The sequence below is a fragment of the Curtobacterium sp. MCLR17_032 genome, assembly GCF_003234795.2.
Taxonomy (GTDB): Bacteria; Actinomycetota; Actinomycetes; order Actinomycetales; family Microbacteriaceae; genus Curtobacterium.
In genome coordinates this window covers 515083-541668 of the sequence record NZ_CP126268.1, presented here as the reverse complement: position 1 = coordinate 541668, position 26586 = coordinate 515083, and the positions used below count along the sequence as shown (strand labels likewise).

The following is a 26586-nucleotide window of genomic DNA, read 5'->3' as shown; positions in this document are numbered from 1 at the left end:
CGGCCCGTCGTCGAGGTGGGCCGGGTACGCTCGGACCCGTGACTGACGGCAGTGAGCGGATGTCGCGCACCACGCCGTCGGGGATCGGCGTGGCCGTGCGCCGCCTCGTGCACATCTCACGCCCGGTGCTGTGGATCAACACCATCGGTTCCGGCCTCGTCGCCGTCTGGCTCACCGGGGCGCTGTTCGACCTGCGGGCGCTGCCGGTCATCCTGTGGCTCACCCTGCCGTTCAACCTGCTCATCTACGGCGTCAACGACATCTACGACCAGGACACCGACGCGGCCAATCCGCGCAAGGGCTCCATCGAGGGTGCGCGGATCCGGCAGTCCGAGGTCCGGCTCATCGCCTGGGCCGTCGCGATCGTCAACGTCCCGTTCCTGGTCTTCTTCCTCGTCACGCTGCCGCCGCTCGCGAACGCCGCGATCCTGCTCTACGTGGGCGTCTTCGTCTTCTACTCGGCACCGCCGCTGCGTTTCAAGGCGCGGCCGTTCCTCGACTCGCTGAGCAACGCGGCCTACGCCCTGCCGCTCGTCATCGTGCCGCTGGCCCTCGGGGTGACGCCGGTGTGGCCGGCCGCGATCGGGCTGATGGCGTGGAGCGTCGCAAAGCACGCCTTCGACGCGGTCCAGGACATCGTGGAGGACCGTGATGCGGGCATCGAGACCACCGCGGTCCGGCTCGGCGCGCGCGGGACGGCCCTGTGGAGCGGCGCCTGGTGGATCGTCTCGACCGTGCTGTTCGCGGTGGTGAGCCTGCCCGTCGCCGCGGTCAACCTCCTGATCGCCGGCATCCTCGTGGTGAGCCTGCTGCGGCACCCGACGCCGGAGACCGGTCACCGGCTCTACCGACTGTCGGTCGCGTTCCCCTACATCGCGGGGTCGTTCGCCGGGGTGCTGCTCATGGTCTCGATCGTGCTCGGAGGCGCCTCGTGAGCCGCGTCGTCGTGGTCGGCGGCGGGATCGGCGGGCTGACCGCCGCCGCGCTGCTCGCGCACGCCGGACACCGGGTGACCCTGCTCGAGGCGTCCACCGAGCTCGGCGGCAAGAGCCGTCGCATCCACCTCGGCGACGACCGCATCGACACCGGGCCGTCGCTGGTGACGTTCCCCGCGGTGTGGGACGAACTGCTGCGGCGACTCGGCGACGGCGGACGCGCGTCCGACCGCACCGACGACGACGGCCACCTCGACCTGGTGCGGATGCCGGAAGTGGGCCGGTACTACCACGACGGCGAGGAGACCGCCCTGCCGGTGGCACCCGACCACCCGTGGTACCCGGCCTGGCGACGCTTCTCCGACCTGCACGCGCCGCTCGCCGACGACGTGACCGAGCTGCTGCTCGCCGATCCGCTCGACCGGGCGGCGCTGCCGGCGCTCCGCCGCCTGCTGGCCGTCTACGGCTCGCGCCTCACCACGCGCGCGTACCTCGACAGCCTGCCGTGGCTGCCGGACGGGCTGCGCGAGATCATCGCGATCCACACGCTGAACGCGGGCGTCTCGCCGTCCCGCACCCCCGCCCTTTACGCGAGCATGCCGGCGATCATGGCGGAGACCGGGGCCTGGGTGCCGCGCGGGGGCGTGTACGAGATCGTGCTCGCGCTGGGCCGGCTTGCCGAGGCGGCCGGGGTCGAGATCCGCACCGGCGAGGCCGTCAGCCGCATCGAGCGCGGGTCGGTCACCACCGACGTCGGGCACCACTCGGCCGACCTCGTCGTCAGTGCTCTGGACGCCGACCGGCTCGCCGCCCTGATGGCTCCGTCGCGGGTCCCGGCGCTCCCCCGCCGTCGCCCGCGCACCCTCTCCTGCTCGGCCATCGCCGTGTACGGCGTGCTGCAGCAGGAACTGCCACCCCGGATCGCGACGCACAGCGTGGTGCTGCCGACGAAGCCGGCCGCACTGCACCGCAGCCTCGAGGCGGGCGACGAGCCGGCGGACACGATGGTGTTCGTCAACCAGTACCGCGCGGGCGAGGTCTACCCGAACGCGCGCAGCACCGTCGGCATCCTGCTCACCGCCCCGGCCGACGGCGGGCACTACACGGTCGAGCACCCCTTCGTGCGGCGCGAGGTCGACCGCGTCTCGGCAGCGATGGGCCTCGACGGGCCGCTCACCGACCTCCTGGACGAGCAGATGGTGCTCGATCCGCAGTACTACGGCGGTGGCGGCGAACCGCGCGGGGCGCTCTACGGGGCGGCACGTCCTCCGTGGCTGAGCGGCCCGTTCCACCGGCCCTCCTACAACGACCCCTGGCGCCCCTGGCTGTGGCGTGTCGGCGCGTCCGTGCACCCCGGCGGCGGCATCCCCGCGGTGGTGGGCGGCGCGATGATCGCGGTGACCCGGCTGCTGAAGAGCAACCCGTCCTGACGCACCCGGCCTCACGCGCCCGTCCTGACGCCCCCGCTCTGACACCCCGGCCTGACGCGCCACTGTCCTGACGCCACCCCGTCGAGGGCGCTGATGACCATCCGGTGAACAGAACCGCCCTGCGGTGAACGGCAGGCGAACTGGCCCCCGAGCGACTCTATGGTTGCCCGTGATCGAGGCGAACCAGCCTCTGACCAGGGATTTCTGTGAAACTGCTCAGTTGGGACCAGCCGTGTCGATGTCTGTTCGCGCCACGACGGCCGCGGTCGTCGGCGTGCTCGGTGCCGTCGTCGCAGCCGCCCTCGTCGCCACCCACCTGACCCCGGCGAGCGCCCCGACGCCGACCCGGTACACGGTCCGGGTCGGGACCGACACGTGCGGGTCCGGCTGGCCCGGTGACGCCGGGGCCCGGTCCGGCACCCAGACCCTCCGGATCGAGAACACGTCCGTGGCGGGCATCGAGGTCCAGCTCGTCGACCCGGCCGACGGTGCGGTCTTCCTCGACGCCGAGGGCCTGGGCTCCGGCGCAGCCCAGACCTACCGCGTCCGCCTGGCCCGCGGCGACTACCGCTTCCGCTGCCTGCCCGCCGACGGTGAGCCCGAGACCGGCCCGGTGGTCCACGTGCGCGGTGCCACGCACGTGGCCGGTGCTGCGCCGGGCATCGTCCCGGTCACCCGCGCCGACCTGATCCCCGCCGCGAAGTCGTACGGCGACTGGATCGAGGGACGCCTGCCGGTCCTGCTCGCCGACGTGCGCGCGCTCGACGCGGACGTGCACGCCGGGGACGTCGCCGCGGCCGAGCGCGACTGGCTCACCGGACACCGCGAGTACGAACAGCTCGGTGCCGCCTACGGCGCGTTCGGCGACGACGACACCGCGATCGACGGCCTGCCTGCCTCCGGACGGACGGCACCCGACGACCCGCACCTGACCGGGTTCCACCGCCTGGAGGCCCTCCTCTGGTCCGGCGCACCGGTCACCCGGGCACTCGCCCCGGCCGACGCGCTGGTCGCGGCCGTCACGCACCTCCAGCGCGTCTTCCCGGACTCCCGCGTCGACCCGCTCGACGTCGGCCTGCGCTCGCACGAGATCCTCGAGAACGCGCTGCAGTTCGAGGTCACCGGGCGGTCGGACGCGGGCAGCCACACCACACTGGCGACGATCGACGCGAACATCGCCGGGACCGAGCACGCGCTCGACCCCCTGCACGGGATCCTCCGGACGCGGTACCCGGAGCTCGCCGAGACCGAGCGTGCCCTGCAGTCCCTCCGCACCGAGGTCGAGTCGCACCGGCGGTCCGACGGCAGCTGGGCGGCGCTCGACGACCTGGACGGCTCGGCGCGCGAGCACCTGGACGCCGCGCTCGACCGTGCCCTCGAACTGCTCGCCCCCGTCGCCGCCATCTGTCAACCGAGGAGGACCTCGTGACCACCCCCGGACACGGCATGGACGCTGCGACCCACCGCCTGATGGTCGAGGCGCACGCACGAGCCGGGCTCACCGCGGCGGGTACCGTCTGCCCCGCGGGCGTCCCGACCGCGGACACCGAGCCGGCGCCCGCAGACCCGGTGCCGGTGCCGGCATCGGCAAAGACACCGGCACCGCGCCGCCCACTCGGCCGCCGGGCGTTCCTGACGGGCGCGGTCGGCGCCGGAGCGGGAGCCGCTGCGGCGGTGGGCCTGACCGTCGGAGGGGTTCCGGGCCTCCAGACCGAGGCAGCCGCCGCGACCCGCGCGGACGACGCGAGCGCCCGGACGTCGTACGCGTTCCACGGCGCCCACCAGGCCGGGATCACCACGCCGGCGCAGCGACAGTCGGCGTTCCTGGCGTTCGACACGACCGTCGGCAGCCGCGCGGAACTCGCCGACCTGCTCCGCACCATCACCGAGCGTGCCCGGGCCCTGACCCGGGGTGGGACACCGGCGGACGTCGGCATCACCGCACCGCCGGCCGACTCCGGGGTCCTCGGCCCGGACGTCCCCGCCGACGGCCTGACCGTCACCGCCAGCGTCGGCGCGTCGCTCTTCGACCACCGGTACGGCCTGGCGGGACAGCGGCCGGCCCGACTCCGCACCATGGAGGACTTCCCGAACGACGACCTGGACCGGTCGATCTGCGACGGCGACCTGCTCCTGCAGGTGTGCGCCCACAACACGGACACGGTCCTGCACGCCGTCCGCGACATCGCCCGCGCGACCCGCGGCGGCATGCAGGTGCGGTGGCGACAGGACGGCTTCGGCTCCCCGCCCCGGCCGTCCGGCACACCCCGCAACCTGCTCGGCTTCAAGGACGGCACCGGGAACCCGTCGACCACCGACCGGGACCGGATGGACGAGCTCGTCTGGACCCGCGGCGACCGGGACGGCGAACCCGCCTGGGTGACCGGCGGCAGCTACCACGTCGTCCGCACCATCCGGATGTTCGTCGAGTTCTGGGACCGCGTCTCGATCCAGGAGCAGGAGGAGATGATCGGCCGCCACCGCGACTCCGGGGCGCCCCTGACCCGCAGCGACGAGTTCGACGACCCGCGCTACCAGGACGACCCCACCGGCGACGTCATCCAGATGGACGCGCACATCCGGCTCGCGAACCCGCGCACGGCCGAGGCCCGGAAGCAGCAGATGCTCCGTCGTCCGTACAACTACGACAACGGCACCGACGCGAACGGCAACCTCGACATGGGGCTGCTGTTCGCGTGCTTCCAGGCGGACCTCGACCGGCAGTTCGTGGCCGTGCAGAAGCGCCTGGTCGACGAGCCGCTCGTCGACTACGTCTCGCCGGTCGGCGGCGGCTACTACTTCGCCCTCCCCGGCGTCCGGCACGCGGACGACTGGCTGGGGCGCGGGCTCCTCGCCCGGACCTAGACCCGCTCCCAGCGGCACGTCACCCACGACACCGAACGCCCCACCCAGAAAGAGGACCCACGTGTTCCGACCTTCCGAGCGACGTCTCCAACAGGGAGCGCTCGCCGTGATGGCCCTCGCGGCCGTCGCCGCGACGGCCCTCGCCGTCCCGCAGTCGGCGTCCGCCGCCGACAACTCCCTGAACACCACCACGCCGATCAAGCACGTCGTCGTGCTGTACGACGAGAACGTGTCGTTCGACCACTACTTCGGCACCTACCCGAAGGCCGCGAACACGGACGGGACGCCCTTCACCGCCGCCGCCGGGACCCCCGCCGCGAACACGCTCGCGTCGTCCGGGACGCTGACGAAGAACCCGAACGCCTACGCCCCGTCACGGTTGAGCCCGGCGCAGGCGCTCACCTGCGACCAGAACCACAACTACCTGCCGGAGCAGAAGGCCGTCGACGCCGGTGCCATGGACAAGTTCGTCGAGAGCACCTCGGTCGACACCTGCACCGGCCTGTACGGTTCGCCGGGCCTCACGATGGACCACTACGACGGCAACACGACCACCGGGCTCTGGAACTACGCCCAGAACTACGCGATGAGCGACAACGCCTGGGACACCGGCTTCGGCCCGTCCACCCCCGGTGCGCTCAACCTGATCAGCGGCAACACCCACGGTGGCACCGGCGTCGACTCGGTCACCGGAGCGCCCGTCGTCACCTCGACCGCGGTCGTCGGGAAGGACGCCGCCGGCCAGGGCACCGTCATCGCCGACCCGGACCCCGCCTTCGACGACTGCTCCGACAAGGACCACACGTCGACGTCGAACCTGGTGAAGATGTCGGGGAAGAACATCGGCGACCTGCTCAACGCGAAGGGCGTCACCTGGGGCTGGTTCCAGGGCGGCTTCGCACCGACCACGGCCGCCGCGGGAGCCGGGTCGTTCGCCAAGTGCGACGCCTCTCGGACCAACGTCGGCGGCACCGTCGTCACCGACTACTCGCCGCACCACAACCCGTTCGCCTACTACGCCTCGACGTCGAACCCGCACCACCTCGCGCCGACGAGCGACAGCATGATCGGGTACACCGACCGGGCGAACCACCAGTACGACCTGACCGCGTTCGACACCGCGCTCGCCGAGCACCGGATGCCGGCGGTCTCCTTCCTCAAGGCCCCCGAGGCCCAGGACGGCCACGCCGCGTACTCCGACCCGTTGGACGAGCAGGAGTTCTTGACATCGAAGATCAACGAGATCGAACAGTCCCCCGAGTGGGCGAGCACCGCGATCGTCATCAACTACGACGACTCGGACGGCTGGTACGACCACGTCGCGCCGACCGTCCTGAACGGGTCGACCGACTCGTCGACCGACACCACGGTCTGCACGACGGCCGCCACGAAGGTCGGCGTCGCCGGCGGCTACCTGGACCGCTGCGGTCCCTCGCAGCGCCTGCCGTACCTGGTCATCTCGCCGTTCGCCAAGCAGAACGCCGTCGACCACACCGCGATCGAGCAGACCTCGACCACGAAGTTCATCGAGGACAACTGGTCGACCGGCCGCATCGGTGACCAGTCGTTCGACGCACGCGCCGGATCGATCCGGGGCATGCTCGACTTCGCCCACCCGCAGCAGCGCGAGGTGCTGCTCGACACCAGGACCGGCGCGGTCAGCCGGATCGTGTCGACGGCTGCGACCCCGACTCCGACACCCACCCCGACGCGGACGCCGACCGGCACGCCCGGTTCCGGCAGCGGTAGCGGCACCGGCACGGGCTCCGGGACGGGTACCAGCCCGACCACGGGAACCGGGGGCGGCACCGGCACCGGCACCGGAACCGGCGGACGGACGGTCGCCGACCCGCCCCAGACCGGCGCGCACGCGAACCGGCTCGCCTATACGGGTGCGCAGCTCACCGGCGTCTCGATCGCCACGATCGTGTTCCTGCTGGCGGGCATCGGCCTGATCGTGCTGCGTCGTCGCCAGCTCCGCCGTCGCGCCTGACGGGTCCGCACCGGCGGTGTCCCGGAGCGTCCTGCGCTCCGGGGCACCGCCTCCCCGTCTCCGTCAGCGCGCGCGTCCCCGCCAGCACGGGTCTCCGCCAGCGCGCGAGCGGGCCAGCACGCGCGCGGACCAGCACGCGACCGGGCCAGCGCGCGTCCCCGCCAGCACGGGTCTCCGCCAGCGCGCGAGCGGGCCAGCACGCGCGCGGACCAGCGCGCGAGCGGGCCAGCGCGCGCCCCCGTCAGCGCGCGAGCGGCACCGGTCCCACCCCGGCCGGGAGGCCCGCCCCACCCCCGTCGACACCGGTGCGGTCCATCGCGGGCACGGTCCGCCACCGGCGCCCCTGTCGCCAGGCACGGTCATCCCGCCAGGCGACCAACGCGCCGGCGACCACACCGAGCAGCAGCACCGCGAACGACGCCAGGCCGAGCAGCCCGACGAGGAAGAAGTCGAGCCCGGCGCCCCGCGAGGCACTGACCGCGATCGCACCGAAGTCCCAGAACGCGTGCAGCAGCACCGGGGCGAGCAGGTTGCCGGTCAGCCGCCGCGCCAGGTAGAGCGTCGATCCGAACGAGGCGGCGAACACCACCTGCACCACCGTCTGGGACACCGGCGCCCCGGCCAGGATGTTGACGAAGTGCAGCAGCCCGAACAGCACGCACGACGCGATCCACACCCCGAACTCGGGCAGGCGCCGCCGCAGTCCGACGAGCAGGACACCGCGGGTCAGCAGCTCCTCGAAGACCCCGACGAGCAGCACCCCGACGGTGAGGAGCAGGAAGTAGTCCACCGACTTCCCCGCCCAGTCGACCAGCGGCAGCCGTCCGATGCACACCGCCAGGATCAGGACCGGCGCGAGCAGCGTCCACCGTGGGCGCCCGCGGGTCGGGTCGACGGTCGCGATCCGCCACCAGCCGAGCGCGGTGACGAGCACGACCATCACCCCGGCGACGATCGACTCCGGCAGCACCAGGTCGTGCAGGACACTGTCGGTCGTCAGGCCGAGCGAGTCGTAGTCGTCACTCGGGCGCGAGCGGACGATGCTGTACGTCGCGAAGAGCACCAGCGGGGCGATGCCGACGAGCAACGACGGCGGGACCGGCCACCACCGTCTGCGGCGACGAACGGCGGGAGGCTGCACGGGGGTCACCCTGACGGTTGTACCAGTGTCGACCGTCCCGGTGTCGACCGGAGCGGTGTCGGTCGTACGATTGCCCCATGCGTCTGCCTTCGCTCAGCACCATGGCGGAGGACTACGTCAAGCTCGTCTGGAAGGCCTCCGAGCGCGGCGGCGACGGCGGTCTCGCCACGCGGGACATCGCCGCAGCCCTGCACGTGTCCGCCTCGACCGTGTCCGGCAACCTCCGGAAGCTCGACCGCGACGGGCTGATCGAGCACACGCTGTACCGCGGCGTGGTGCTCACCCCGCTCGGGCAGCAGGCCGCCGTCGCCATGGTCCGCCGACACCGCCTGATCGAGACGTTCCTGGTCGAGCGGCTCGGCTACTCGTGGGACGAGGTGCACACCGAGGCCGAGGCGCTCGAGCACGCGGTGTCGGAGACCTTCCTCGACCGGGTCGACGCCGACCTGGGCCACCCGACGCACGACCCACACGGCGACCCGATCCCGAGCGCGGACGGCGTCGTGCCGGACTCCCCCGGCTCGCTCCTCGGCACGGTCGACCCTGGCGTCTGCGGGACGGTCGAGCGGGTGTCCGACGACGACCCGGCGCTGCTGCGGTACTTCGACGAGCTCGGTGTCGGACTGGGGACGCACCTGCGGGTCGAGCAGGTGCGGGACTACGCGGGGGTTGTGGCGGTCTCGCGGCGTGACGCCGGCGGGGCGGAGGCGATGGTGGACCTCCCGGCCGCCGCCGCGACCGCCATCTGGCTGACCCCCGACGCCCCGCACTGACCGGCAGGCCGCGTCAGCCCTTCGCCGAACGCGTCCGACCGAGGGCGACCTCACGCCGCGCCCGGGCGAGCGCCAGCGCTGACCCGGCGTCCGGGTCCTCCAGCAACCGCGCGGTCTCGGCCGCGTGCTCCCGGACGGCCGCGCTCCGGTGCGACGCCGCCGCGTCCAGGACCGGCGAGGCGGTCTCCGCCCCGAGCCCGGCGATCGCGCGGCTCAGTGCCAGCCGGGTCTCCTCGTCCCCGTGGCCGAGCTGCACCGCGAGGGTCCGAGCCAGCGCGGGCTTGCCGTCCTCCGGGGCGAGCAGCGCCGCAGCGCGCCACGCCGTCCGCGCGACCCCGGGGTCGACGTCACCGAGCAGCCGCGCCACCTGCGGGTACACCGACCCGTCGCGGATCTTCGACAGGGTGTGCAGAGCCTGACTCCGCGCCTGCGCCTCCGGTCGGTCCAGTTCGTCGAGCAGGCGCGGGACGACCACGTCGGCCGGGAGGCGCACCAACGCCCACGTGAGCATCTCCCGCACCTGCAGGTCCGGCTCCACGGCGCACTGCGCCACGAGGAGGTCCAGCTCGTCCACCGAGGGGGTGGTCCCGGCGGCCATCACCGCCCGCAGACGGACGGCGGGGCGGGGGTCGGTGAGGTACGAGGAGAGCGTCGGCATGGCTCCTCCACCTCACCCCGCGCACCTGAGTGGCAGCCCGGCGAGGGGCATAGCGTGGAGCAGTCCGTACCGACCTGAAAGGACTGCAGCATGCCCCGCATCGGCTCCAGTGACCTCACCGTCTTCCCCCTCGCCCTCGGAGGCAACGTCTTCGGCTGGACCGCGGACGAGGCCACCTCGCACCGGGTCCTCGACGCCTACACGGGTGCCGGCGGCGACTTCATCGACACCGCGGACGTGTACTCGGCGTGGGGTGACGGCAACTCCGGCGGCGAGTCCGAGACCGTGATCGGCTCGTGGTTCGCCGCGTCCGGCAAGCGTGACGACGTGACGATCGCCACGAAGGTGTCGCAGCACCCCGAGTTCCCCGGTCTGTCGGCGGACAACGTCGCGAAGGCCGCACGCGCCAGCCTGCAGCGCCTCGGCACCGACCGGATCGACCTCTACTACGCCCACTTCGACGACCAGGACACCCCGCTGGAGGAGACCGTCCGCGCGTTCGACCAGCTCGTCCGCGAAGGCCTGGTCCGCTACACCGCCATCTCGAACTACTCGGACGAGCGCGCCGCGGAGTGGATCCGCCTGGCGAAGGAGCACGACCTGGCCGTGCCGGTCGCGATCCAGCCGCACTACAACCTCGTCACCCGCGAGCCCTACGAGTCCGACATCGCACCGCTCGCCGCTCGCGAGCACCTGGGCGTCGTGCCGTACTTCGCACTGGCCGCCGGCTTCCTGACGGGCAAGTACCGGACGAAGCAGGACTTCGCGGGCAAGGACCGCGAGGGCCAGGTCTCCGGCTACTTCTCCGACCAGGGTCTCGCCGTCGTCGAGGCCCTGTCCGAGATCGCGTCGGCGCACTCCGCCGAGATCGCCTCGGTCGCGCTCGCCTGGCTGCAGGCGCAGCCGGACGTCGTCGCGCCGATCGCGTCGGCGCGCAACACCGAGCAGCTGCCGGCGCTCCTCGCCTCGGCGGAGCTCGACCTCAGCGCCGAGGAGCTGCAGACGCTCACCGACGTGTCGGCAGCGGTCCCCGCGTCCTCCTGACCAGGGCACGGTCGCGGATCGCGACCGACTGACGGACGGGAGGCTCCCCACCAGCTGGTGGGGAGCCTCCCGTCCGTCACGTGGTGCGTCGGTGACCGTCAGCCGCCGCTGCCGGGCGGCTGCACCGAGAGCGCTGCGGCCGGGCTGCTCGACGGGGACGCCGGGTGGTCGTCGATGGTGTTGCCGCGGATCCACGTGGTGATGAGCAGCACGAGGACCAGCAGCACCACGATGATCGCGATCGAGCCGTAGACCAGGAGCTGTTTGCCGCGACGCCCCTCGTTCTGCAGGCGGGCGAAGCCCTCGTTGATGAAGTTGTCGCGATCGGCCGCGTTCGCTCCGGGGCCTGCTGCTGCGGGCTGCTCGGGTCGGGCGACGGCGGGCATCATCCGGGTGCTGGTGTCCTCCCGGGGGCTGGCGTCGCGGAGTTGCTGGATCGCCTCGGTGCCGAACAGGTCCTTGATGACGCCGGTGTCGCTCGTCTCGCGGCCCTGCCACTCGGACTGGTCGATGTCCTCGGGCGCCAGGCCGCGCGGGCCCGGCGTGCCGTCGTCGTCACCGGCGGGGCCCGCTGCCGTCGGCGTCTGCCAGTCCGGCATCGGCCACGCGGCGGCGTGGTCCTGCGGTGCGGCGCTCTGGCGTGCGGGGTCCTGGCGTGCCGGCTCCTGCCGTGCGGGCTCCACGAGCGGTGGGACGGCCGATCGTCGGTCGGTGCCGTCGTCGTCGGCTTCCCACCACGGCACCTCGGGGGTCGGCAGTACCGAGGGCGACGGGACTGCGGGCGGCGGGACCGCGGCGGCGGACCGCGGGGAGAACGCAGCCGTCGGGGCGGAACCGCCGTCGTCGGCCAGGTCGTCGTCGGCGTCGTCGTTGGCGTCGGCGGCGCGGGTGTCGGCGTCCGGCGCGTCGACCGTCGTGTCACGAGGGACCACGACGTCCACGTCGCCGGGGAAGACCTCGCCGGTACGGGCCGCGTCGTCGCTGAGGGACCAGCTCGAGCCCGAGGGGGTGGTCCGCTCGTCGGCCCAGTCGTGGTCCGGCACGGTGCCCGCCGTCGGGGTGACAGCGCCCGGGGGAACCGAGGCAGCGGGTGCGGCGGACGCACTCGCCGACTCCTCGACGGGTTCGGCGCCCAGGCCGGTGCCGGTCGCCCAGGACTCCGCCGCGACCAGGTTCGTGTCGAACGCGTCGCGGGTCAGGGTCGTCGGGACCTCGCCGGTCTGGTCGTCCAGCAGGGACCAGTCGAAGGGACGGTCAGCCTGGGGAGCGGCGTCGACGTCGTCGCCCAGGCGGAGGAGCTCCGTGAAGGTCGGCGGCTCGGACGTCGGCGGCAGCGCGTCCTGCACCCCGAGCGGCTGCGCGTCCGGACCGCCGCGGAACGACGGGGGCACCGGCGCGGACTGCACGGACTCGGGCGGCAGCGGTGTCGCGGACGGACGGGCCCGGCCGAGCCAGTCGACGTCGTCACGGCCGACGCCGTCCGGGTCGGTGCGGCGGCGCTCGTCCTCGATCGCCCGGGCCTCGGCAGCACGGAGGTCGCGGTCCGAGCGCGCGGTCGGCAGCGTGATGGCACGGGGGTCCGGCGCGTTCGACACCGGCGGCACGGCAGCAGGCGGCGGTACCCGGCCGGCGACGCCACCGGGCAGGGCGAGTTGCTCGGGCATCGAGATCGCCTGGGTCGCCGCAGGGTCGACCGCGGCAGCGGGTTCATCGGGTTCATCGGTCTCGTCGGCGTGCGGCTCGTGGTCGGCCTGCTCGTGGTCCGCCTGCGGGGCTGACGCGGGCACGGAGGCCGGGGCGGTGAAGGGCTCGGGTTCGGGCTGCCCCGCCTGCCGGGCGGCCCGTTCGGCCTCCCGACGCTCGCGGCGGGACGGCCACTCCTCTTCCGTGATCGGCGCACCGAAGATGTCGGCCGCACTGCGGAGACCGTGGAACGGAGCGTCCGGATCGGGACCGCGCCGAGCCTCCTGTCCGTCGCCCCCGTCTTCGGGCGCGACCGACCGGTCGGACTCGTCGCGCCCCTCCGGACGCTCCTCGGTCACGCGGACAGCCCCAGGTCGGCCAGCCCGATCGCCGCGAGGTAGGGGTAGCCGGCTGCCTCGATCTTCTCCTTGGCGCCGGTGTCCCGGTCGACGACGACGGCGACGGCGGCGATGACGGCGCCCTCACGCTCGAGTGCTTCGGCGGCCTTGAGGGGCGAGCCGCCGGTGGTCGAGGTGTCCTCGAGCACGATGACGCGCTTGCCGCGGACGTCCGGGCCCTCGACCTGGCGGCCGCGGCCGTGGTCCTTCGGCTCCTTGCGGACGACGAAGGCGTCGTACGAACCACCGCGCGCTGCCGACTGGTGCAGCACGGCGCTCGCGATCGGGTCGGCGCCCATCGTCAGACCACCGACGGCGTCGACGTCCGGGATGCTCGCGATGAGGTCGGTCATCACCTGGCCGATCAGCGGCGCGACGCGGTGGTCGAGGCTCACCTTGCGGAGGTCGATGTAGTACGACGCCTGCTTCCCGCTGGTCAGCGTGAAGTCGCCGTGGAAGACCGCATCGGCCTTGATGTGCTCGATCAACTGCTCGCGCGCGTGGGTCACGAGGGTCAAGGGTAGCGGCGACCGCCGTTCCGCGCCCACCCGGCTGTGCTGTGCACTCCCGCAGGGCGCACTGTCCGGCTGCTCCGATGCCGACGCCGGTACGCTCCGGTCATGCCCCTCGCCCGTCCGCGGGACGGCGTCCGACCGATCGAGGCCGGCGACCGCCGCCCGCGATCCGCCCTCGCCCGGGCGGTCGCGCACGAGGCCGTCGGAGCCGTGCTTGCCCTGGTGCTCGCGATGGTGGCGCTGCGGCACGTGCTCGCCACGGCGCGGGTCACGCTGCTCTGGTACGACGGCGACTCGGTGCTCCTGCCGCTGGTCGCACGCTCGATCGCACTCGGGCAGCCGTTCGAGTGGGCGATGTCCCCGGCGCTGTTCTTCTTCCCCGAGCTGCCGGTGTACCTGGCGACCGCGGCCGTGACGACGACCCCGCAGCAGGCGCTGGCGCTGAACGGGGTGCTCGTGCTGCTCGCCGTGTACGCGCTCGTGCGGGCGGCTGCGAACGAACTCATGCCGTCGGCCGCGCGTCCGGCACGCGTCGCCGTGTCCGTGATCGCCGTCGTCCTGCTCACCATGCTCGTGCTCACGGAGTCGTCGGCGACCGCGACCTCGCTCGAGCTGGCCTCGCTCCTCCTCACCACGACCTACTACTACGGCGCGGTGCTCGCGATGCTCGGGACCGCCGTCCTGGTGCTCCGCGCGGTCCGGACCGGGCGTGCGTCGGTCCCCGTCCTCGTGACGCTCGGCCTCGTGGCGGCGCTGAGCACGGCCTCCAACCCGCTGTACGTGCCGTGGTCGGCGGCACCGGTCGTCGTCACGCTGGCGTTGCTCGCACTCGCCCGCCGCGTGCCCTGGCGACCGGCAGTCTGGGTGGCGGCGACGCTGACGCTCGGGGCGGTCGTCGGGTACCTCCTGCGGATCCCGCTGCGGCCCTTCGTCTCGCTCGACCCCTCGACCTACGTGCACCCGGAGCAGGCCGGGGCGACCGCGGCCTTCTTCGCGTCGCTCACCGACGACCGGGCGGCGTCGGCGGCTGGGGACGCCGGGCTGCTCCTGATGCTGCTCGGGGTGCTGCTCAGCGCGGGCGGCACGGTCTGGGCCTGGCGTGCACGGACCTCCCGGACGGTGCTCGTGGCGACCGCGCTGCCCCTCGTGACCATCGTGGCGGTGTCCGTCGGGGTGGTCGTCGCCGGGTCGGAGACGCCGCGCTACCTCGAGCCGGTCGTCGCGATGCCGCTGCTCGCCGTCGTCGCGGTGTGCGAGCTCACCCGCACCGCGGTCCGCCGTACCCGGGTGCACCGACCGGTGCGCGGCCTGCGGACCGCGCTGGCGGTCGCGGCCGCAGCGGTGCTCGTCCTCGGCGTCGCCGTGACACCGGGCACCGTCCGGGCCGTCGCCGTGGCGCAGTACACACCGGTGACCTGCCTGGACCGCTGGGTCGACGCGCAGCGGAGCGACGGGCGGGACCCGGTCGGCGTCGGCCAGTTCTGGACCGTGCGTCCGCTCGCCGCCTACGCCGAGCAGGACGTCCGGCTGCTGCAGGTCCGCGACTCGTTCGACACGTACCCGTGGCTCGTCGACCTCGGCGCCTACCGGGACGCGCGACCGGACTACGTCGTGATCGGGTCCGGGGACGTCTGGACCACGCCGGTCGAGGACTCGCTCGGCCGCCCGGCGACGATCACGCACTGCACCGGGTACGACGTCTACGACTACGCGGGCACCCGGGGCGCGGAAGTGCTGCGGCAGCGGGTCGTCGGGTCGGCGGAGCAGATCCTGCGCGACCGGGGGTTCTGAGCCCGGCGGCCAGCGGGCTCTGCAGCGGGGTACTCGTCCTCCACAGGCCGACCTGCGTGCCCGAGTCCTCCACAGCGGAGCGTCGCCGCAGGGTTCCACCTGTGTGGATGTATAGGCTCCGTTCCGATGTCTCGCTCCGTGGTCCCCGCTCCCCGTCCCCGCTCCGCCTCGCCGGGCCGCCGACGCCTGCTCGCCACCGCGCTCGCGATCGTCGGCCTGGTCGGCTCGCTGGTCCTCGACGCGCCGGTCGCCCAGGCGGCCTCGTACCCGTCGTGGGACGACGTCGTCGCGGCCCGTGGCAAGGAGTCCGCGAAGCAGTCGCAGATCGTCGAGATCCGCGGCCTCATCGCGGAGTTGTCCGACAGAGCCGACGCTGCGAAGGCCGAGGCCGAGCGGCTGGGGCAGGTGTTCGAGGCCGCGCAGCGCAAGGCCCTCCGTGCGGCAGAGAAGGAGCAGGCCCTCCGCGACGACGCCGAGGAGCACGCCGAGATCGCCGAGGCCAGCGCCGCGCAGGCCGGTCGGTTCGCCGCGCAGATGGCCCGCTCCGGCGGCGCCGACGTCACCACCAGCGTGATCACCGGCGGCGAGGACTCCCGCGACCTGCTCTACGACCTCGGGGCGCTGAGCAAGCTGTCCGAGCAGGCCGAACGCGTCGAGACCGCGGCCACCACCGACGCCTCCGTCGCCCGGTCCCTCACCGCCCAGGCCGACCGCGCAGCGCTGAAGCTCGCCGACCTGGCCCAGGCCGCGCAGGACCGGATGGGCGAGGCGCAGGCCGCCTCCGACCGGGCGCAGGCCGCCACCGACGAGCAAGAGGGCAACAAGTCCCGGCTCGAAGCGCAGCTCACCTCGCTGACCTCGGGTCGCGCCACGACCGAGGCGCAGTACGAGAAGGGCGAGCGGATCCGCAAGGCGGAGGAAGAGCGCAAGCGCAAGGCGCTCGAGGCCGAGATCGCCCGTCAGCTCCGTGCCCAGCAGGCTGCGGCCGCCGCAGCCGCCGCGAACCAGGGCGGCGGCGGCGGTGGCGGTTCGTCCTCCGGTGGTGGCGGTGGCGCCCCCGTCGGCTCGGGCTCCGGGTCGGGCTGGGTCCGTCCCGCCGGCGGCTGGATCACCAGCGGCTACGGGGTCCGTGTGAACCCCTACACCGGCGCGGTCGCCATGCACGACGGCCTCGACCTGGGCAGCGGTTGCTCCACTCCGATCGTCGCCGCGTCCGCCGGCACGGTGGAGTACGTCGGCCGCTACGGCGGGTACGGCAACTACGTCCGCATCGACCACGGTGGCGGCGTCAAGACCGCGTACGGCCACATCGTCGACGGCGGCTTCCGGGTCTCCCCCGGGCAGCAGGTCGGGGCGGGTGCGCTCGTCGCCCTCGTCGGCTCGACCGGCAACTCGACCGGGTGCCACCTGCACTTCGAGACGCACGTCGGCGGCGGCACGGTGAACCCGGTCGGCTTCATGGCCGCACGGGGCGTCGGCTTCTAGACCGCGTCGGCGGCTCGACCCGGCCCGTCACCGCGGCCCGGCCCGTCACCGCGGCCCGGCCCGTCACCGCGGCCCGGCCCGTCACCGCGGCCCGGCCCGTCACCGCGGCCCGGCCCGTCGTCGCGGCCAGTCGTCCGGTCAGGGCCGGGAGGCTCCTGCCGCACCCCGCGGGTCGTCCACGTCGTCGACGTCCAGCTCCCACAGCATCCGGTACCAGGCGGTCCGGTCCCGGTCCTGCGGCACCCCGTACGCCTCGTGGAACAGGTCGTCCCAGCCGGGTCCGTGGTTCCAGCCGAGACTCATCGACGCCACCGCCAGGTCCGCCCACCGGTCCGCGACCCCGAGGTCGCCCAGGTCCACGTGCCCGACCCACCGGCCGTCGTCGCCGACCAGCGTGTTCGGCGTGCAGGCGTCCCCGTGGCAGACGACCAGCTGGTCGGTCTCCGGCGTCGACCCCATCGCGTCGACGTCCCGCCCCGCTGCCCGTGCACGGTCGACCCGTTCGTCGGTCGACCAGAAGAACGGACAGGCGGCCACGGGCAGGGTCTCGTGCAGCGCCCGCAGCCCCTCACCGACCGCGATGACCGCCGTGCGCGGGTCGTCGTGCCACCGCGGGTCGACCGCGCTCCAGCCGACGACGGGCCGGGTGACCATCCAGGCGCCGGACCCGTCCGCTCCGTGCTCGACGACATCCGGCACGGTGAGCCATCGGCCGGCCCACTGCAGGCGCGCGACCTCCGCGGCGACCCACGGCGCGTAGTGCGGCGGGACCCACTTCACGTACCCTTCGGCACGGTCGGGGGACGGTCCGATCCGGAAGGTCTTCCCACCCGCGGTGTTCACCCACACCGGCACGAGGGTCCGGCCGGCGGCGAGTTCGGCGACGGCATCCGGCACGGTCACCGGCGCATCCGGCTGCCCGCCGCGGCCGGCGAGGTCGTCGGTCGGCGCCACGGCTCAGCGCACCCGGTCGGGCCGCGACGATCCGCCGCGGACGATCCGGAGCAGCACCGGCAGTCGCTGCCCGAGCAGTGCGTCCAGGTCGCGGACGACGTCCTCGACCCGGTCGACGACCTCCCGGGGTGGTGCCCCGCGGCGGGTGCGGACGACGATCCGGACGGCGGTGAGGCGGCGGACGCGGCGGACGTCGACCGCCAGGGACGCGACCTGCGGCAGCGGCGTGATCGCGGCCGAGAGGGCGTGCTCGACGGCTGCCGCCTCGATCCGGACCTGCCCGGGCAGCCCGCCGTCGGGCCCGTCGTCCTCGAGCACGGTGCCGGTCCGGCCACCCCCGATCGAACCGAGGACGAGGAGCGCGAGGACGCCCAGGACGACGGCACCGCCGAGCGCCCACCACCACGCCGAGGTGTCGGCCGCACCGGTGCGGAGGCCGCCGAGCGTCCGGTCCGCTGCCGTGCGCCAGACGTCCGCCGCGGCGGGCAGCGTCTGCACCAGCACGGCGGCGGTGCCGAGCGCCAGGAACACCAGCCCGACCAGCACCAGGACGACGCGGCCGAGCGTGCGGTTCGTGCCGTTCATCCGTCGATCCGACCGGTCGAGCGGACGCGCACCCGGGCAGCGAGCGGCGGGACGGCGTCGACGGCAGCCAGTTCGCGTTCGACGGCCTCGGTGGCGGCGACCACGGCGACGTCCACGCCGGAGGCCGGCAACAGGACGACGTCGAGCGTCCGTCGGCCGACCGAGCCGACGGCCGCGTCCGGTGCCAGGCGGGTGGCCGAGCGTGCGGCGCGGGCCGCGGCGGAGGCCAGGACCTCGTCGTCGACGACCACGCCGAGCCGGGCGGAGCGGATCGCGTGCCGGGGTCGACGCGCGGGCAGGACCCCGTGCAGCAGGAACCAGAGGCCGAGCAGGGCGACCACTGCACCGATGGCGACGACCACCGCGTCGAGCAGACCGGCCGGGACACGGACTGCGGCGTCCACGACGGCACGGGGGTCGACGCCGGCGATGCGCTCGTCCAGCAGCGCCACGACCGCGGCGGTCCCGACGGCCGCGGCGACCACCAGGAGCAGGACCATCGCGACGACGACGGTGGGGGTCCGGGGCGCCGAGGTCTCGCGACGGACGATGCGGCGCAGGAAGCGATCCGCGTCTGCCGGTGGGGCCTTCGTGACGGGCCCCGACCCGGGCGCGGCACTGCTCCTGTCACTCGTGCTCGACGGAAGCGTGTCTGCCGGACGCATGTCTGCCGGACTCGTGCCTGCCGGGCTCACCGGACCCTCCGCGGCACGTCCAGCACGGCGGACGAGAACGTCACCGAGACGCGCTCGACCTTCCGTCCGGTGATCGTCCGGAACCGCTCGGCGATCGCGGCGCGGGCCCGGTGCGCCGTCGCGAGGACGGGCTCGTCGGGGACCGCGTGCGAGCCGAGCGCGGGCAGGGTCAGCGGGCTGGTGACCTCGACCGCCAGTGCACCGCGACCGTCGTCGACGACCCGGGCACGGACCTCCCGGAGGGGTGCCCGGAGCGCCTCGGCGGCGACGGCCTGCGCGGTGTGGACGAGGGCAGGCGTCGCGATCCGGTCGGTGCCGGGCAGCGCGGCTGCGCTCACGAGGAACTCCGACGCCCGCGGAGGACGTCGAGGAGACGACGGACGTCGACGTCACCGCTGACGATCCGCCCGATCAATCCACCGAGTGCGATCGCGACGGCGACCACGACGAACGCCCAGAACCCGAGCGTCAGGGCGACGACCGCCAGGACCGCCCCGACGGCCATGCCGACGACGGTGGTGTTCACCGGACGCGCGTCTCGGGCGCGGCGGCGGGAGCGTCGAGTGCGGGGATGTCGACGTCGATGATCGCGATGTTGACCTCGGTCACCTGCAGCCCGACGAGGTCGGTGACGGCGTCGGTCACGGCCTGCCGGACGGCGGAGGCGACCTCCTGCATCGGCATCGGATAGGCGACGACGAGCGTCAGGTCGACCGCGGCCTGGGTCTCGCCGACCTCGACGCGGACGCCCTGCCCGAGGTCGCTCGAGCCGATGGCGTCGCGGATCGCGCCGAAGGCCCGCGCGGTGTTGCCGCCGAGGGCCACCACGCCGGGGACGTCGCGGGCGGCGATGCCGGCGACCTTGGCGACGACCGCGTCTTCGATGACCGTGCGGCCCTTCGCGGTCACCTGGGTCGTGGTGCTGCCGGTGGTGGTGCCGTCCACGCGGTCGGAGTTCGCCGTCGTTGCCATGAGTGCCTCCTGTGGTGCTGGTCGGATGTGCGTCCAGGGAACACCCTGCCACCGGAGCGCGCCCGCGGACAGGGGGCGGGCCTCCCGGGTGGGTGCCCCGCTGCTGTCGGGGCGGGCGGTCGGCCGCTCCCGGTAGGTTCGATCCCATGCGCGTCGCGACCTGGAACGTCAACTCCGTCCGCACCCGAGTCGGCCGGGTCGTCGACTGGTTGGTGCGTGAGGACGTCGACGTCCTCGGCATGCAGGAGATCAAGTGCAAGCCCGAGCAGTTCCCGGTCGAGGCCTTCGAGGCCGCCGGCTACACCGTGGAGGCGCACGGCCTGAACCAGTGGAACGGCGTCGCGTTCGCCAGCCGCCTGCCGATGGCGGACGTCACCCGGGACTTCCCCGGCCAGCCCGGCTTCCTCAAGGGGCAGGAGGGTCCGGACCTGCCGGTCGAGGCCCGTGCCATCGGCGTCACGGTCGAGGGCGTCCGGCTGTGGAGCCTCTACGTCCCGAACGGCCGCGAGCTCGGTGACCCGCACTACACGTACAAGCTCGACTGGCTGGCGCAGTTGGCCGACCGGACGACGGAGTGGTTGCAGGCCGAGCCCGACCTGCCCCTCGCACTGATGGGCGACTGGAACGTGGCTCCCTTCGACGACGACGTCTGGGACGTCCGGGTCTTCGAGGGCTCCACCCACGTCAGCGAGCCCGAGCGCGCGGCGTTCCGGGCGTTCGAGGAGCGCGGGCTGCAGGACGTCGTCCGCCCCCTCGTGCCGACCGGGTACACGTACTGGGACTACAAGCAGCTGCGCTTCCCCCGCAACGAGGGCATGCGCATCGACTTCGTGATGGGTTCGCAGGCGTTCGCGGACGTCACCGTGGCGGCCACGATCCACCGTGACGAGCGCAAGGGCGACGCCCCCAGCGACCACGTGCCGGTGTCGGTCGACCTGGACCTCGACACGGTGCTCGACGACGACCGCCCGATGATCTTCTGATCGGCGTCGATTCCCTCACCGTCGATGTATTTTACATTTGACATGAGACAGTAGTGATCCTGACGACCAGCACCCCAGCTGTTCGGGAAGGACCACAGTGCACAACCGACCCACCCTCGCGGGCGCCACCGCCCTCGTCGCGACCATCGCCTCCGGACTCGTGCTGGCCGGCACCGCCGACGCCGCCCCCGCCGACTCCACCGCGACGAAGGCGACGACGACCACCGCGGCGCACGACTCCCGAGCGCAGCGCGAGATCATCCCCGAGTACCCGGACATCCCGGGTTCCACGACCCTGCTCTACACCGTCAACGGCGAGTGGGAGACCGAGTACGGGCAGGACCTGCCGCTCTGGGTCGTCCCGGACGACGACGACGACATCGACAACGACGTCCCGATCGACATCTCGCTGCGTTCCAGCCACGACGGCACCCTGACGATCGTCGAACACGGTGACCCGTACGACCCGACCGACGACGCCGTCGTCCTCGAGACCCCGGTCGAGGCCGGCACGAGCGACGTCTCGTTCGCGGTGCCGGACAGCAACTGGGACTACTCGATGTACGTCGTCACGGCGGACGGGCAGCGCACCCGACCCGAGCAGTTCACGCTCGCCGTCGGCGGTCAGGACGTCCAGGACCTCGCCGGGACGTACTCGGACGTGGCGGGCAGCTCGGACCAGCGGATCACGGTCACCGGCTCGACCTACGCGAACGAGCGCGTCGAGATCGTGACCGACGACGGCGAGCGGTACTCCACGCGCTCGCGTGAGGACGGCCGCTTCGGCATCAGCTACTTCGGGTCGACCGGCCGCACCCAGGTCATCGTCGAGCACAACCAGCTCACCAACGGCGCCCAGGTCGTCCCGTTCGAACAGGTCGAGCCGGGCGAGGGTGACCCGTCCCTGGTCTGGCCGATCGTGGACCTCGGGGACCTCCGCTCCCTGTTCGGTCTCTTCGTCGGTGGCGAGGAGGGGCGTGAGAGCGCGTACCTCACCACTGCGTCCAGCGCAGGGCTGCAGTGGCGTCTCGGCCCGGAGGACATCGCGGGCAACAACGCCGTGGGGTGGTCGATCCCGAACGTCGACGTGTCCGGACCGATCATCCTCGAAGGCAACACCTGCGTCACCGCCGGAGACGACGGTTCGCTCCGTTCCGCGGCCTGCATCCGTGCCGAGGACGGCGACCCGAGCCAGACCTTCACCGCGGTCCTGCGCGACGGCGACACGCTGCTGCGCCTGGCATCGGACGAGTCCCGCTACCTGACCCTCGGCGCCGACGGCATGATCATCCTCGGTGACGAGGCCGACGCGGCGGTGCTCGCCTACGTCGACCAGTACGAGTCCTCGTGGTCGGTCGACGAGCCCGCCCCGTCCGTGGCGGACCGCTCGGTCCGGCTGTCCGGCACCGCGATCCCCGGTGCCGTCGTCACGGTCGACGGCACCCCCGTCGACAACGGCACCGGCGCCCGGTCGGCGAAGGACGCGCGTGCGATCGCCGCGGGCGGTTCCTGGAGCACGACGCTGCACGACCTGCCGATCGGACAGGCCCGCACGTTCGAGGTCCAGCAGCTCATCGACGGCGTCGTCGTCGCCCAGAGCGAGCAGACCGTCCGCATCGACGCCGGAGACCTCTCGGGCGTGACCAGCGCGTTCCGCGACGACGTCACCCTCCCGGCCCAGATCACCGGCGACGCCGAACCCGGGGCGACGATCCAGCTGCTCGACGGCGGGGTCCCGGTCGAGGGTGCCACGACGACGGCCGCGGCCGACGGTGACGCCGCCGGCTCCTTCGTGCTCGACGTGCCGGCTCCGAACGCAGCCGGTCCGCACGAGTTCGCGGTCGTGCAGGTCCTCGACGGCGCCGCGGTCGGGACGCCGACCACGGTGACGATCGACTACGGCGCCGGTGTCACCGTCGACGCGCCCACCGCGTCCTGACCCCACGGCCGACACCGCTCCCCCTCACCTCGAAAGGCCTTCCGTGAAGTACCGCCCGTTCCTCCTCGGCACCGCCGTGCTGACCGCCGCCCTGTGCGCCGGGACCGCCACGGCGCAGGAGACCGCCACCGCGAACACCACCGGCGCTCAGACCAGCGCCACCATCCCCCAGCTCCCGGTCATCCCGGGCAGCAGCACCACCATCACCGCCGTCGACGGTGCAGCACCCGAAGGCGCCTCCGGCGACCGGCCCCGCTTCGACGTCGACCGCAACGACGTGACCGCCACGGTCGAGTCCAGCGCCGCCGGCACCCTCACCGTCGTCGACCGCAACGACCCGTGGAACGCCGACGACGACGAGGTGGTCGCCACGACCGCCGTCACGGCCGGCACCACCGACGTGGACTTCACCGTCGACGACGGGCGGTGGGACATCGACGCCTTCGTGGTGACGGACGACGACCGCCAGACCAGCCCCGCGCACGCCACCGTCCGCAAGGCCCTCGCCGAACCGGAGGACCTGAAGATCTGGCAGAAGGGCAGCGCGGGCAACCGCCGCCAGACCGTGATCGGAACCACCTACCCGGGTGCACGGATCCGCGTCGTCGACGTGTACGACAAGGAGTACCGCACGACGGCACGTCCGGACGGCCTCTTCGGGGTCTCGTTCGCCGGCGAGTTCTCCATCGCCACGGTGACCATCGCGGTCGGCAACGACGAGATCGTCGTGACGCCGCAGCAGGCGGGCGCGGCCCCGGTCGGGCCGACCGACCCCACGCTGGCCTGGCCGATCATCGAGGACAAGGACCTCCGCGGTGGCCGCGCCCTCTTCGCGAGCGCCACGGCCGGCGAAGCGGTCGCGCTCGAGCCGGTCCGCTCCGGCGAGGGCCTCCTGCAGGAGATCACGTGGGACTCGAAGCCGACTGACGAGGCCACCGCCAAGACGCTCTCGTGGGCGGTCCCGAAGACCGGCACGACCGCGCAGGTCGTCGTGAACGGCAACCGCTGCGTCCAGCCGGCCAGCAGCGCGGCGTTGGACGGACGGGTCATCCTCTCGACCTGCCGCACCAGCGACCGGGTCCAGCAGTTCACCGCCGTCGAGCGGACCGGCGGCACCGTCCTGCAGTCGCGGTCGAACCGCGACTGGTACCTCGCACTCGGCGACGACGGTCGTGTCGTGGTCGGCTCGTCGGACGACGCGGCCCAGCTCGCCGCCGAGGACGACTACTCCGACTCGTGGTCCGTCGAGGACCCCGTGGCGGACGTCGCCGACCGGAGCATCACGCTGTCCGGCACGAAGATCCCCGGAGCGACCGTGACGATCAACGGCGCACCGATCGAGTCCGTCGCCACCCGTGCCGCGGGTGACGACTCGACGTGGACGACCACGCTGCGCCACCTGCCGGTCGGTGTGGAGCAGACGCTCGTCATCGAACAGCTCGTCGGCAGCTCGATCGTCGGCCAGGAGGAGCGCACCGTCCAGCTCGACGCGACGGACCTCGCCGACGTGGCCGACCACTTCGACGACGACGTGACCCGGCCCGCGCAGGTCACCGGCACGGCCGTCCCCGGCGCGACCGTCCAGCTCCTCCGCGACGGTGCCCCGGTCGGGACCCCGGTCATCGCGGGCGACGAGGCAGCGGGTGGCGCGTTCACGGTCGACGTGCCCGCCCCGAACGCCGGGGGCGTGCACACCGTGACGGTCGAGCAGCTCCTCGACGGCATCGCGGTCGGTCCGGACCGGTCCGTCGACCTCGACTACGGCGCCGCCGTCAGCATCGAGGGTGCCGAGCGCGGACGCTGACCGCGACGCGACCGCGGTGCACTGGACTGCACCGACGAGCGACGGGAGGCGCGCACCAGCCGGGTGCACGCCTCCCGTCGCGTCTGCCGGCCGTCTCGACTCCGCCCGGTCGGCGCCGCCCCCTCGGCGCCGCTTCCGGCGCCCCGACACCCCGCTCACCTCCGCCGAGCGGTCACGATCTGTCGCTCCGGCCGGCCGAGACCGACACTTCGTGACCACTCGGCAGTCGCCCGACGGCGCGTCAGACGGCCGGCGGTCGCCCGACGGCACGTCGCCCGACGACGCGTCACCCGACGGCACGTCAGGCGGACGGGAGGCGCGCCCCGGCTCCGCCACGCGCCTCCCGCCGGACGCCCCTACGGGTGCAGCAACGCCGCGATCCCGACCAGGACCGGCACCGACCCGACGGTCGTGAGCAGCACCACGTCCCGCGCCACCGGCACCGCGGCGCCGTACCGCTGGGCGTAGTTGAAGACGTTCTGCGCCGCCGGCAGCCCGCCCAGGACGGTCAGGACGAACACGTGCTCGGCGTCCAACCCGAACGCGTACCGGGCGAGCAGGAACGCGACGGTCGGCATCACCAGGAGCTTCACCCCGCTCGCCAGCAGCACGTCGACCCGGGTGGCCGCGTCCCGCAGCGGAGCGGCGCCGTGCAGGTTCATCCCGAACGAGAGCAGCACGACGGGGACCGCCGCGCCGCCCACCAGGGCGAAGGGTTCGAGGACCGGATCCGGCAGCTGCACGCCGGTGACCGAGCAGAGCAGCCCGAGCAGCGACGCGATGATGAGCGGGTTCGACACCGGCCCGAGCACGCGGCGTCGCCACCCGCCACCGGAGGCCGTGGCCGCGTCGAGGACGGTCAGGGCGATCGGTGCCATCACGACGAGCTGCAGCATGATCACCGGCACCACCGCGGTCGCCTGCCCGAGCACGTAGACGGCGACGGGCAGTCCGATGTTGTTCGCGTTCGAGTACGAGGCGGCGAGCGCTCCGACGGTCGTGGTGGTGAGTGGACGCCGGAGCACGAGTCCGAACACCAGGGCGGTGCCGGCGGCGACCGACAGCGCGGTGATCGCGGAGACGGCGAGCATCGGCGAGAACAGCGTCCGGACGTCGGCCGTGGCGATCGTGTGGAACAGCAGGCACGGCATGAGGACGAAGAACGCCAGCCGGCTCAGCACGAACTGCGCGTGGGGTCCGAGGAGTCCGGCGCGACCGACGCCGTAGCCCGTGACGATGACGGCGGCGATGATCGCGAAGCCGATCAGGACGCCACTCATCCTGCCCATCTTCGCAGGCCCGGACGGAAATAGCCGCGCGCAGGCGGTTGTTCCGGCAACCATGACCACGCAGACGACGCTCTCCCGCTCCACGGACTCCAGCCAGCCCCTCGTCCCCCTGCTCGAGGAACGGTGGAGCCCGCGCTCCTACGACGAGACCGCGACGATGACGGACGCGCAGCTCGACGCCGTCCTCGAGGCCGCCCGCTGGGCCCCGTCCGCGATGAACCTGCAGCCCCGCCGCTTCGTCGCCGCCCGCCGTGGCACGGACGCGTTCCGCAAGGTCACCGAGAACCTGCTCGGCTTCAACGCCGCGTGGGCGTTCCGCGCCAGCGCGCTGGTCGTCGGGATCCTCGAGACCACGAACGAGGACGGCGAGCCGCTGCGCTTCGCCGAGTACGACCTGGGCCAGTCGCTCGCTGCGCTGACCGTCCAGGCGCACGCCGAGGGCCTGCACGTGCACCAGATGGCCGGCATCGACGCCGCGGGCCTGTCCGCCGCGTTCGACCTGCCCGAGCGCTTCGTGCCGTTCACCGTCACCGCGGTGGGCACCGTCGCCGACCCGTCGGTCCTCGACGAGAAGGCCGCCGAGCGTGAGGTCGCCCCGCGCACCCGCATCCCCCTCGACGAGGTCGTGCTCGTCAAGGAGTAGCCGCCTGGCAT

General features: G+C 73.3%; 24 protein-coding genes. 13 read left to right on the top strand and 11 right to left on the bottom strand.

Annotated elements, in window-relative coordinates; genetic code table 11:
- Positions 1-38 precede the first annotated feature (38 nt).
- The 5 genes from DEI97_RS02610 to DEI97_RS02590 all read left to right on the top strand — a co-directional run bounded on the left by DEI97_RS02610 (position 39) and on the right by DEI97_RS02590 (position 7223).
- Entirely contained in the window at positions 39-935 is an 897-nt protein-coding gene (locus DEI97_RS02610; RefSeq protein ID WP_258376807.1) for a UbiA family prenyltransferase, read from the top strand.
- Entirely contained in the window at positions 932-2365 is a 1434-nt protein-coding gene (locus tag DEI97_RS02605) for a phytoene desaturase family protein (protein ID WP_111076466.1), read from the top strand. Before DEI97_RS02610 ends, DEI97_RS02605 begins: the two co-directional genes overlap by 4 nt.
- 238 nt (positions 2366-2603) lie before the next feature.
- A complete protein-coding gene (locus DEI97_RS02600) occupies positions 2604-3794 on the top strand; it encodes an EfeM/EfeO family lipoprotein (protein WP_111076468.1) in 1191 nt (396 codons plus the stop codon).
- Positions 3791-5230: an iron uptake transporter deferrochelatase/peroxidase subunit gene (gene efeB / locus DEI97_RS02595; RefSeq protein WP_258376808.1), complete on the top strand. Its 1440-nt coding sequence runs from the start codon at positions 3791-3793 to the stop codon at positions 5228-5230. The genes DEI97_RS02600 and efeB overlap by 4 nt, the downstream gene beginning before the upstream one ends.
- 61 nt (positions 5231-5291) lie before the next feature.
- Positions 5292-7223 (top strand): phospholipase C, encoded by a 1932-nt coding sequence (locus DEI97_RS02590; protein WP_258376809.1) that lies wholly within the window; start codon positions 5292-5294, stop codon positions 7221-7223.
- Positions 7224-7464: 241 nt separating this feature from the next.
- On the opposite strand, the gene DEI97_RS02585 is transcribed toward DEI97_RS02590, so the two are convergent.
- The gene (locus tag DEI97_RS02585) at positions 7465-8364 is read right to left on the bottom strand and encodes a CPBP family intramembrane glutamic endopeptidase (RefSeq protein ID WP_284158314.1); all 900 of its coding nucleotides are present in this window, start codon (positions 8362-8364) and stop codon (positions 7465-7467) included.
- Between the two features lie 77 nt (positions 8365-8441).
- Between DEI97_RS02585 and DEI97_RS02580 the strand changes: the two genes are divergently transcribed.
- Positions 8442-9137 carry a metal-dependent transcriptional regulator gene (locus DEI97_RS02580; protein ID WP_111075909.1) on the top strand — a complete coding sequence of 232 codons (696 nt, stop codon included), beginning with the start codon at positions 8442-8444 and terminating at the stop codon, positions 9135-9137.
- A 13-nt stretch (positions 9138-9150) separates the two neighbouring features.
- On the opposite strand, the gene DEI97_RS02575 is transcribed toward DEI97_RS02580, so the two are convergent.
- Positions 9151-9795 carry a HEAT repeat domain-containing protein gene (locus DEI97_RS02575; RefSeq protein WP_111075908.1) on the bottom strand — a complete coding sequence of 215 codons (645 nt, stop codon included), beginning with the start codon at positions 9793-9795 and terminating at the stop codon, positions 9151-9153.
- A 90-nt stretch (positions 9796-9885) separates the two neighbouring features.
- Here DEI97_RS02575 and DEI97_RS02570 point away from each other — a divergent pair, with 90 nt between their 5' ends.
- Complete coding sequence (locus tag DEI97_RS02570; RefSeq protein ID WP_111075907.1) at positions 9886-10839, top strand: aldo/keto reductase; 954 nt, start codon at positions 9886-9888, stop codon at positions 10837-10839.
- A gap of 98 nt (positions 10840-10937) precedes the next feature.
- Here DEI97_RS02570 and DEI97_RS02565 read toward each other — a convergent pair whose 3' ends face one another.
- Together DEI97_RS02565 and pyrE are read right to left on the bottom strand one after the other, a co-directional pair.
- Entirely contained in the window at positions 10938-12881 is a 1944-nt protein-coding gene (locus tag DEI97_RS02565; RefSeq protein WP_111075906.1) for a hypothetical protein, read from the bottom strand.
- Positions 12878-13429 carry an orotate phosphoribosyltransferase gene (gene pyrE, locus DEI97_RS02560; protein ID WP_111075923.1) on the bottom strand — a complete coding sequence of 184 codons (552 nt, stop codon included), beginning with the start codon at positions 13427-13429 and terminating at the stop codon, positions 12878-12880. The genes DEI97_RS02565 and pyrE overlap by 4 nt, the downstream gene beginning before the upstream one ends.
- 111 nt (positions 13430-13540) lie before the next feature.
- Here pyrE and DEI97_RS02555 point away from each other — a divergent pair, with 111 nt between their 5' ends.
- Together DEI97_RS02555 and DEI97_RS02550 are read left to right on the top strand one after the other, a co-directional pair.
- On the top strand, positions 13541-15226 hold the full coding sequence (locus DEI97_RS02555) for a hypothetical protein (RefSeq protein WP_111075905.1): 1686 nt from the start codon (positions 13541-13543) through the stop codon (positions 15224-15226).
- 126 nt (positions 15227-15352) lie between these two features.
- Positions 15353-16711, top strand: coding sequence for a peptidoglycan DD-metalloendopeptidase family protein (locus DEI97_RS02550; RefSeq protein ID WP_146248222.1), 1359 nt, complete (start codon positions 15353-15355; stop codon positions 16709-16711).
- A gap of 138 nt (positions 16712-16849) precedes the next feature.
- Here DEI97_RS02550 and DEI97_RS02545 read toward each other — a convergent pair whose 3' ends face one another.
- From DEI97_RS02545 to DEI97_RS02520, 6 genes are read right to left on the bottom strand one after another with little or no spacing between them, the layout of a single operon-like run.
- Positions 16850-17665 (bottom strand): aminoglycoside 3'-phosphotransferase, encoded by an 816-nt coding sequence (locus DEI97_RS02545; RefSeq protein ID WP_181439334.1) that lies wholly within the window; start codon positions 17663-17665, stop codon positions 16850-16852.
- A gap of 3 nt (positions 17666-17668) precedes the next feature.
- Complete coding sequence (locus DEI97_RS02540) at positions 17669-18250, bottom strand: hypothetical protein (protein ID WP_111075903.1); 582 nt, start codon at positions 18248-18250, stop codon at positions 17669-17671.
- Positions 18247-18915, bottom strand: coding sequence for a hypothetical protein (locus DEI97_RS02535; RefSeq protein WP_111075902.1), 669 nt, complete (start codon positions 18913-18915; stop codon positions 18247-18249). The genes DEI97_RS02540 and DEI97_RS02535 overlap by 4 nt, the downstream gene beginning before the upstream one ends.
- Before the next feature lie 26 nt (positions 18916-18941).
- A complete protein-coding gene (locus DEI97_RS02530; RefSeq protein WP_111075901.1) occupies positions 18942-19283 on the bottom strand; it encodes a hypothetical protein in 342 nt (113 codons plus the stop codon).
- Positions 19280-19471, bottom strand: coding sequence for a DUF2273 domain-containing protein (locus DEI97_RS02525; protein ID WP_111075900.1), 192 nt, complete (start codon positions 19469-19471; stop codon positions 19280-19282). The genes DEI97_RS02530 and DEI97_RS02525 overlap by 4 nt, the downstream gene beginning before the upstream one ends.
- Positions 19468-19917 carry an Asp23/Gls24 family envelope stress response protein gene (locus tag DEI97_RS02520; protein WP_111075899.1) on the bottom strand — a complete coding sequence of 150 codons (450 nt, stop codon included), beginning with the start codon at positions 19915-19917 and terminating at the stop codon, positions 19468-19470. Before DEI97_RS02520 ends, DEI97_RS02525 begins: the two co-directional genes overlap by 4 nt.
- Positions 19918-20063: 146 nt before the next feature.
- Between DEI97_RS02520 and DEI97_RS02515 the strand changes: the two genes are divergently transcribed.
- From DEI97_RS02515 to DEI97_RS02505, 3 genes are all read left to right on the top strand, one after another.
- Positions 20064-20900, top strand: a complete 837-nt coding sequence (locus tag DEI97_RS02515; protein ID WP_111075898.1) for an exodeoxyribonuclease III — start codon at positions 20064-20066, stop codon at positions 20898-20900.
- Positions 20901-20997: 97 nt separating this feature from the next.
- A complete protein-coding gene (locus DEI97_RS02510; RefSeq protein WP_111075897.1) occupies positions 20998-22839 on the top strand; it encodes a hypothetical protein in 1842 nt (613 codons plus the stop codon).
- Positions 22840-22882: 43 nt separating this feature from the next.
- Positions 22883-24643, top strand: a complete 1761-nt coding sequence (locus DEI97_RS02505; RefSeq protein WP_111075896.1) for a hypothetical protein — start codon at positions 22883-22885, stop codon at positions 24641-24643.
- Positions 24644-24999: 356 nt separating this feature from the next.
- On the opposite strand, the gene DEI97_RS02500 is transcribed toward DEI97_RS02505, so the two are convergent.
- Positions 25000-25923, bottom strand: a complete 924-nt coding sequence (locus DEI97_RS02500) for an AEC family transporter (protein ID WP_111075895.1) — start codon at positions 25921-25923, stop codon at positions 25000-25002.
- Positions 25924-25984: 61 nt separating this feature from the next.
- Between DEI97_RS02500 and DEI97_RS02495 the strand changes: the two genes are divergently transcribed.
- Positions 25985-26575 (top strand): nitroreductase family protein, encoded by a 591-nt coding sequence (locus DEI97_RS02495; protein ID WP_111075894.1) that lies wholly within the window; start codon positions 25985-25987, stop codon positions 26573-26575.
- The last annotated feature ends 11 nt before the right edge of the window (positions 26576-26586 follow it).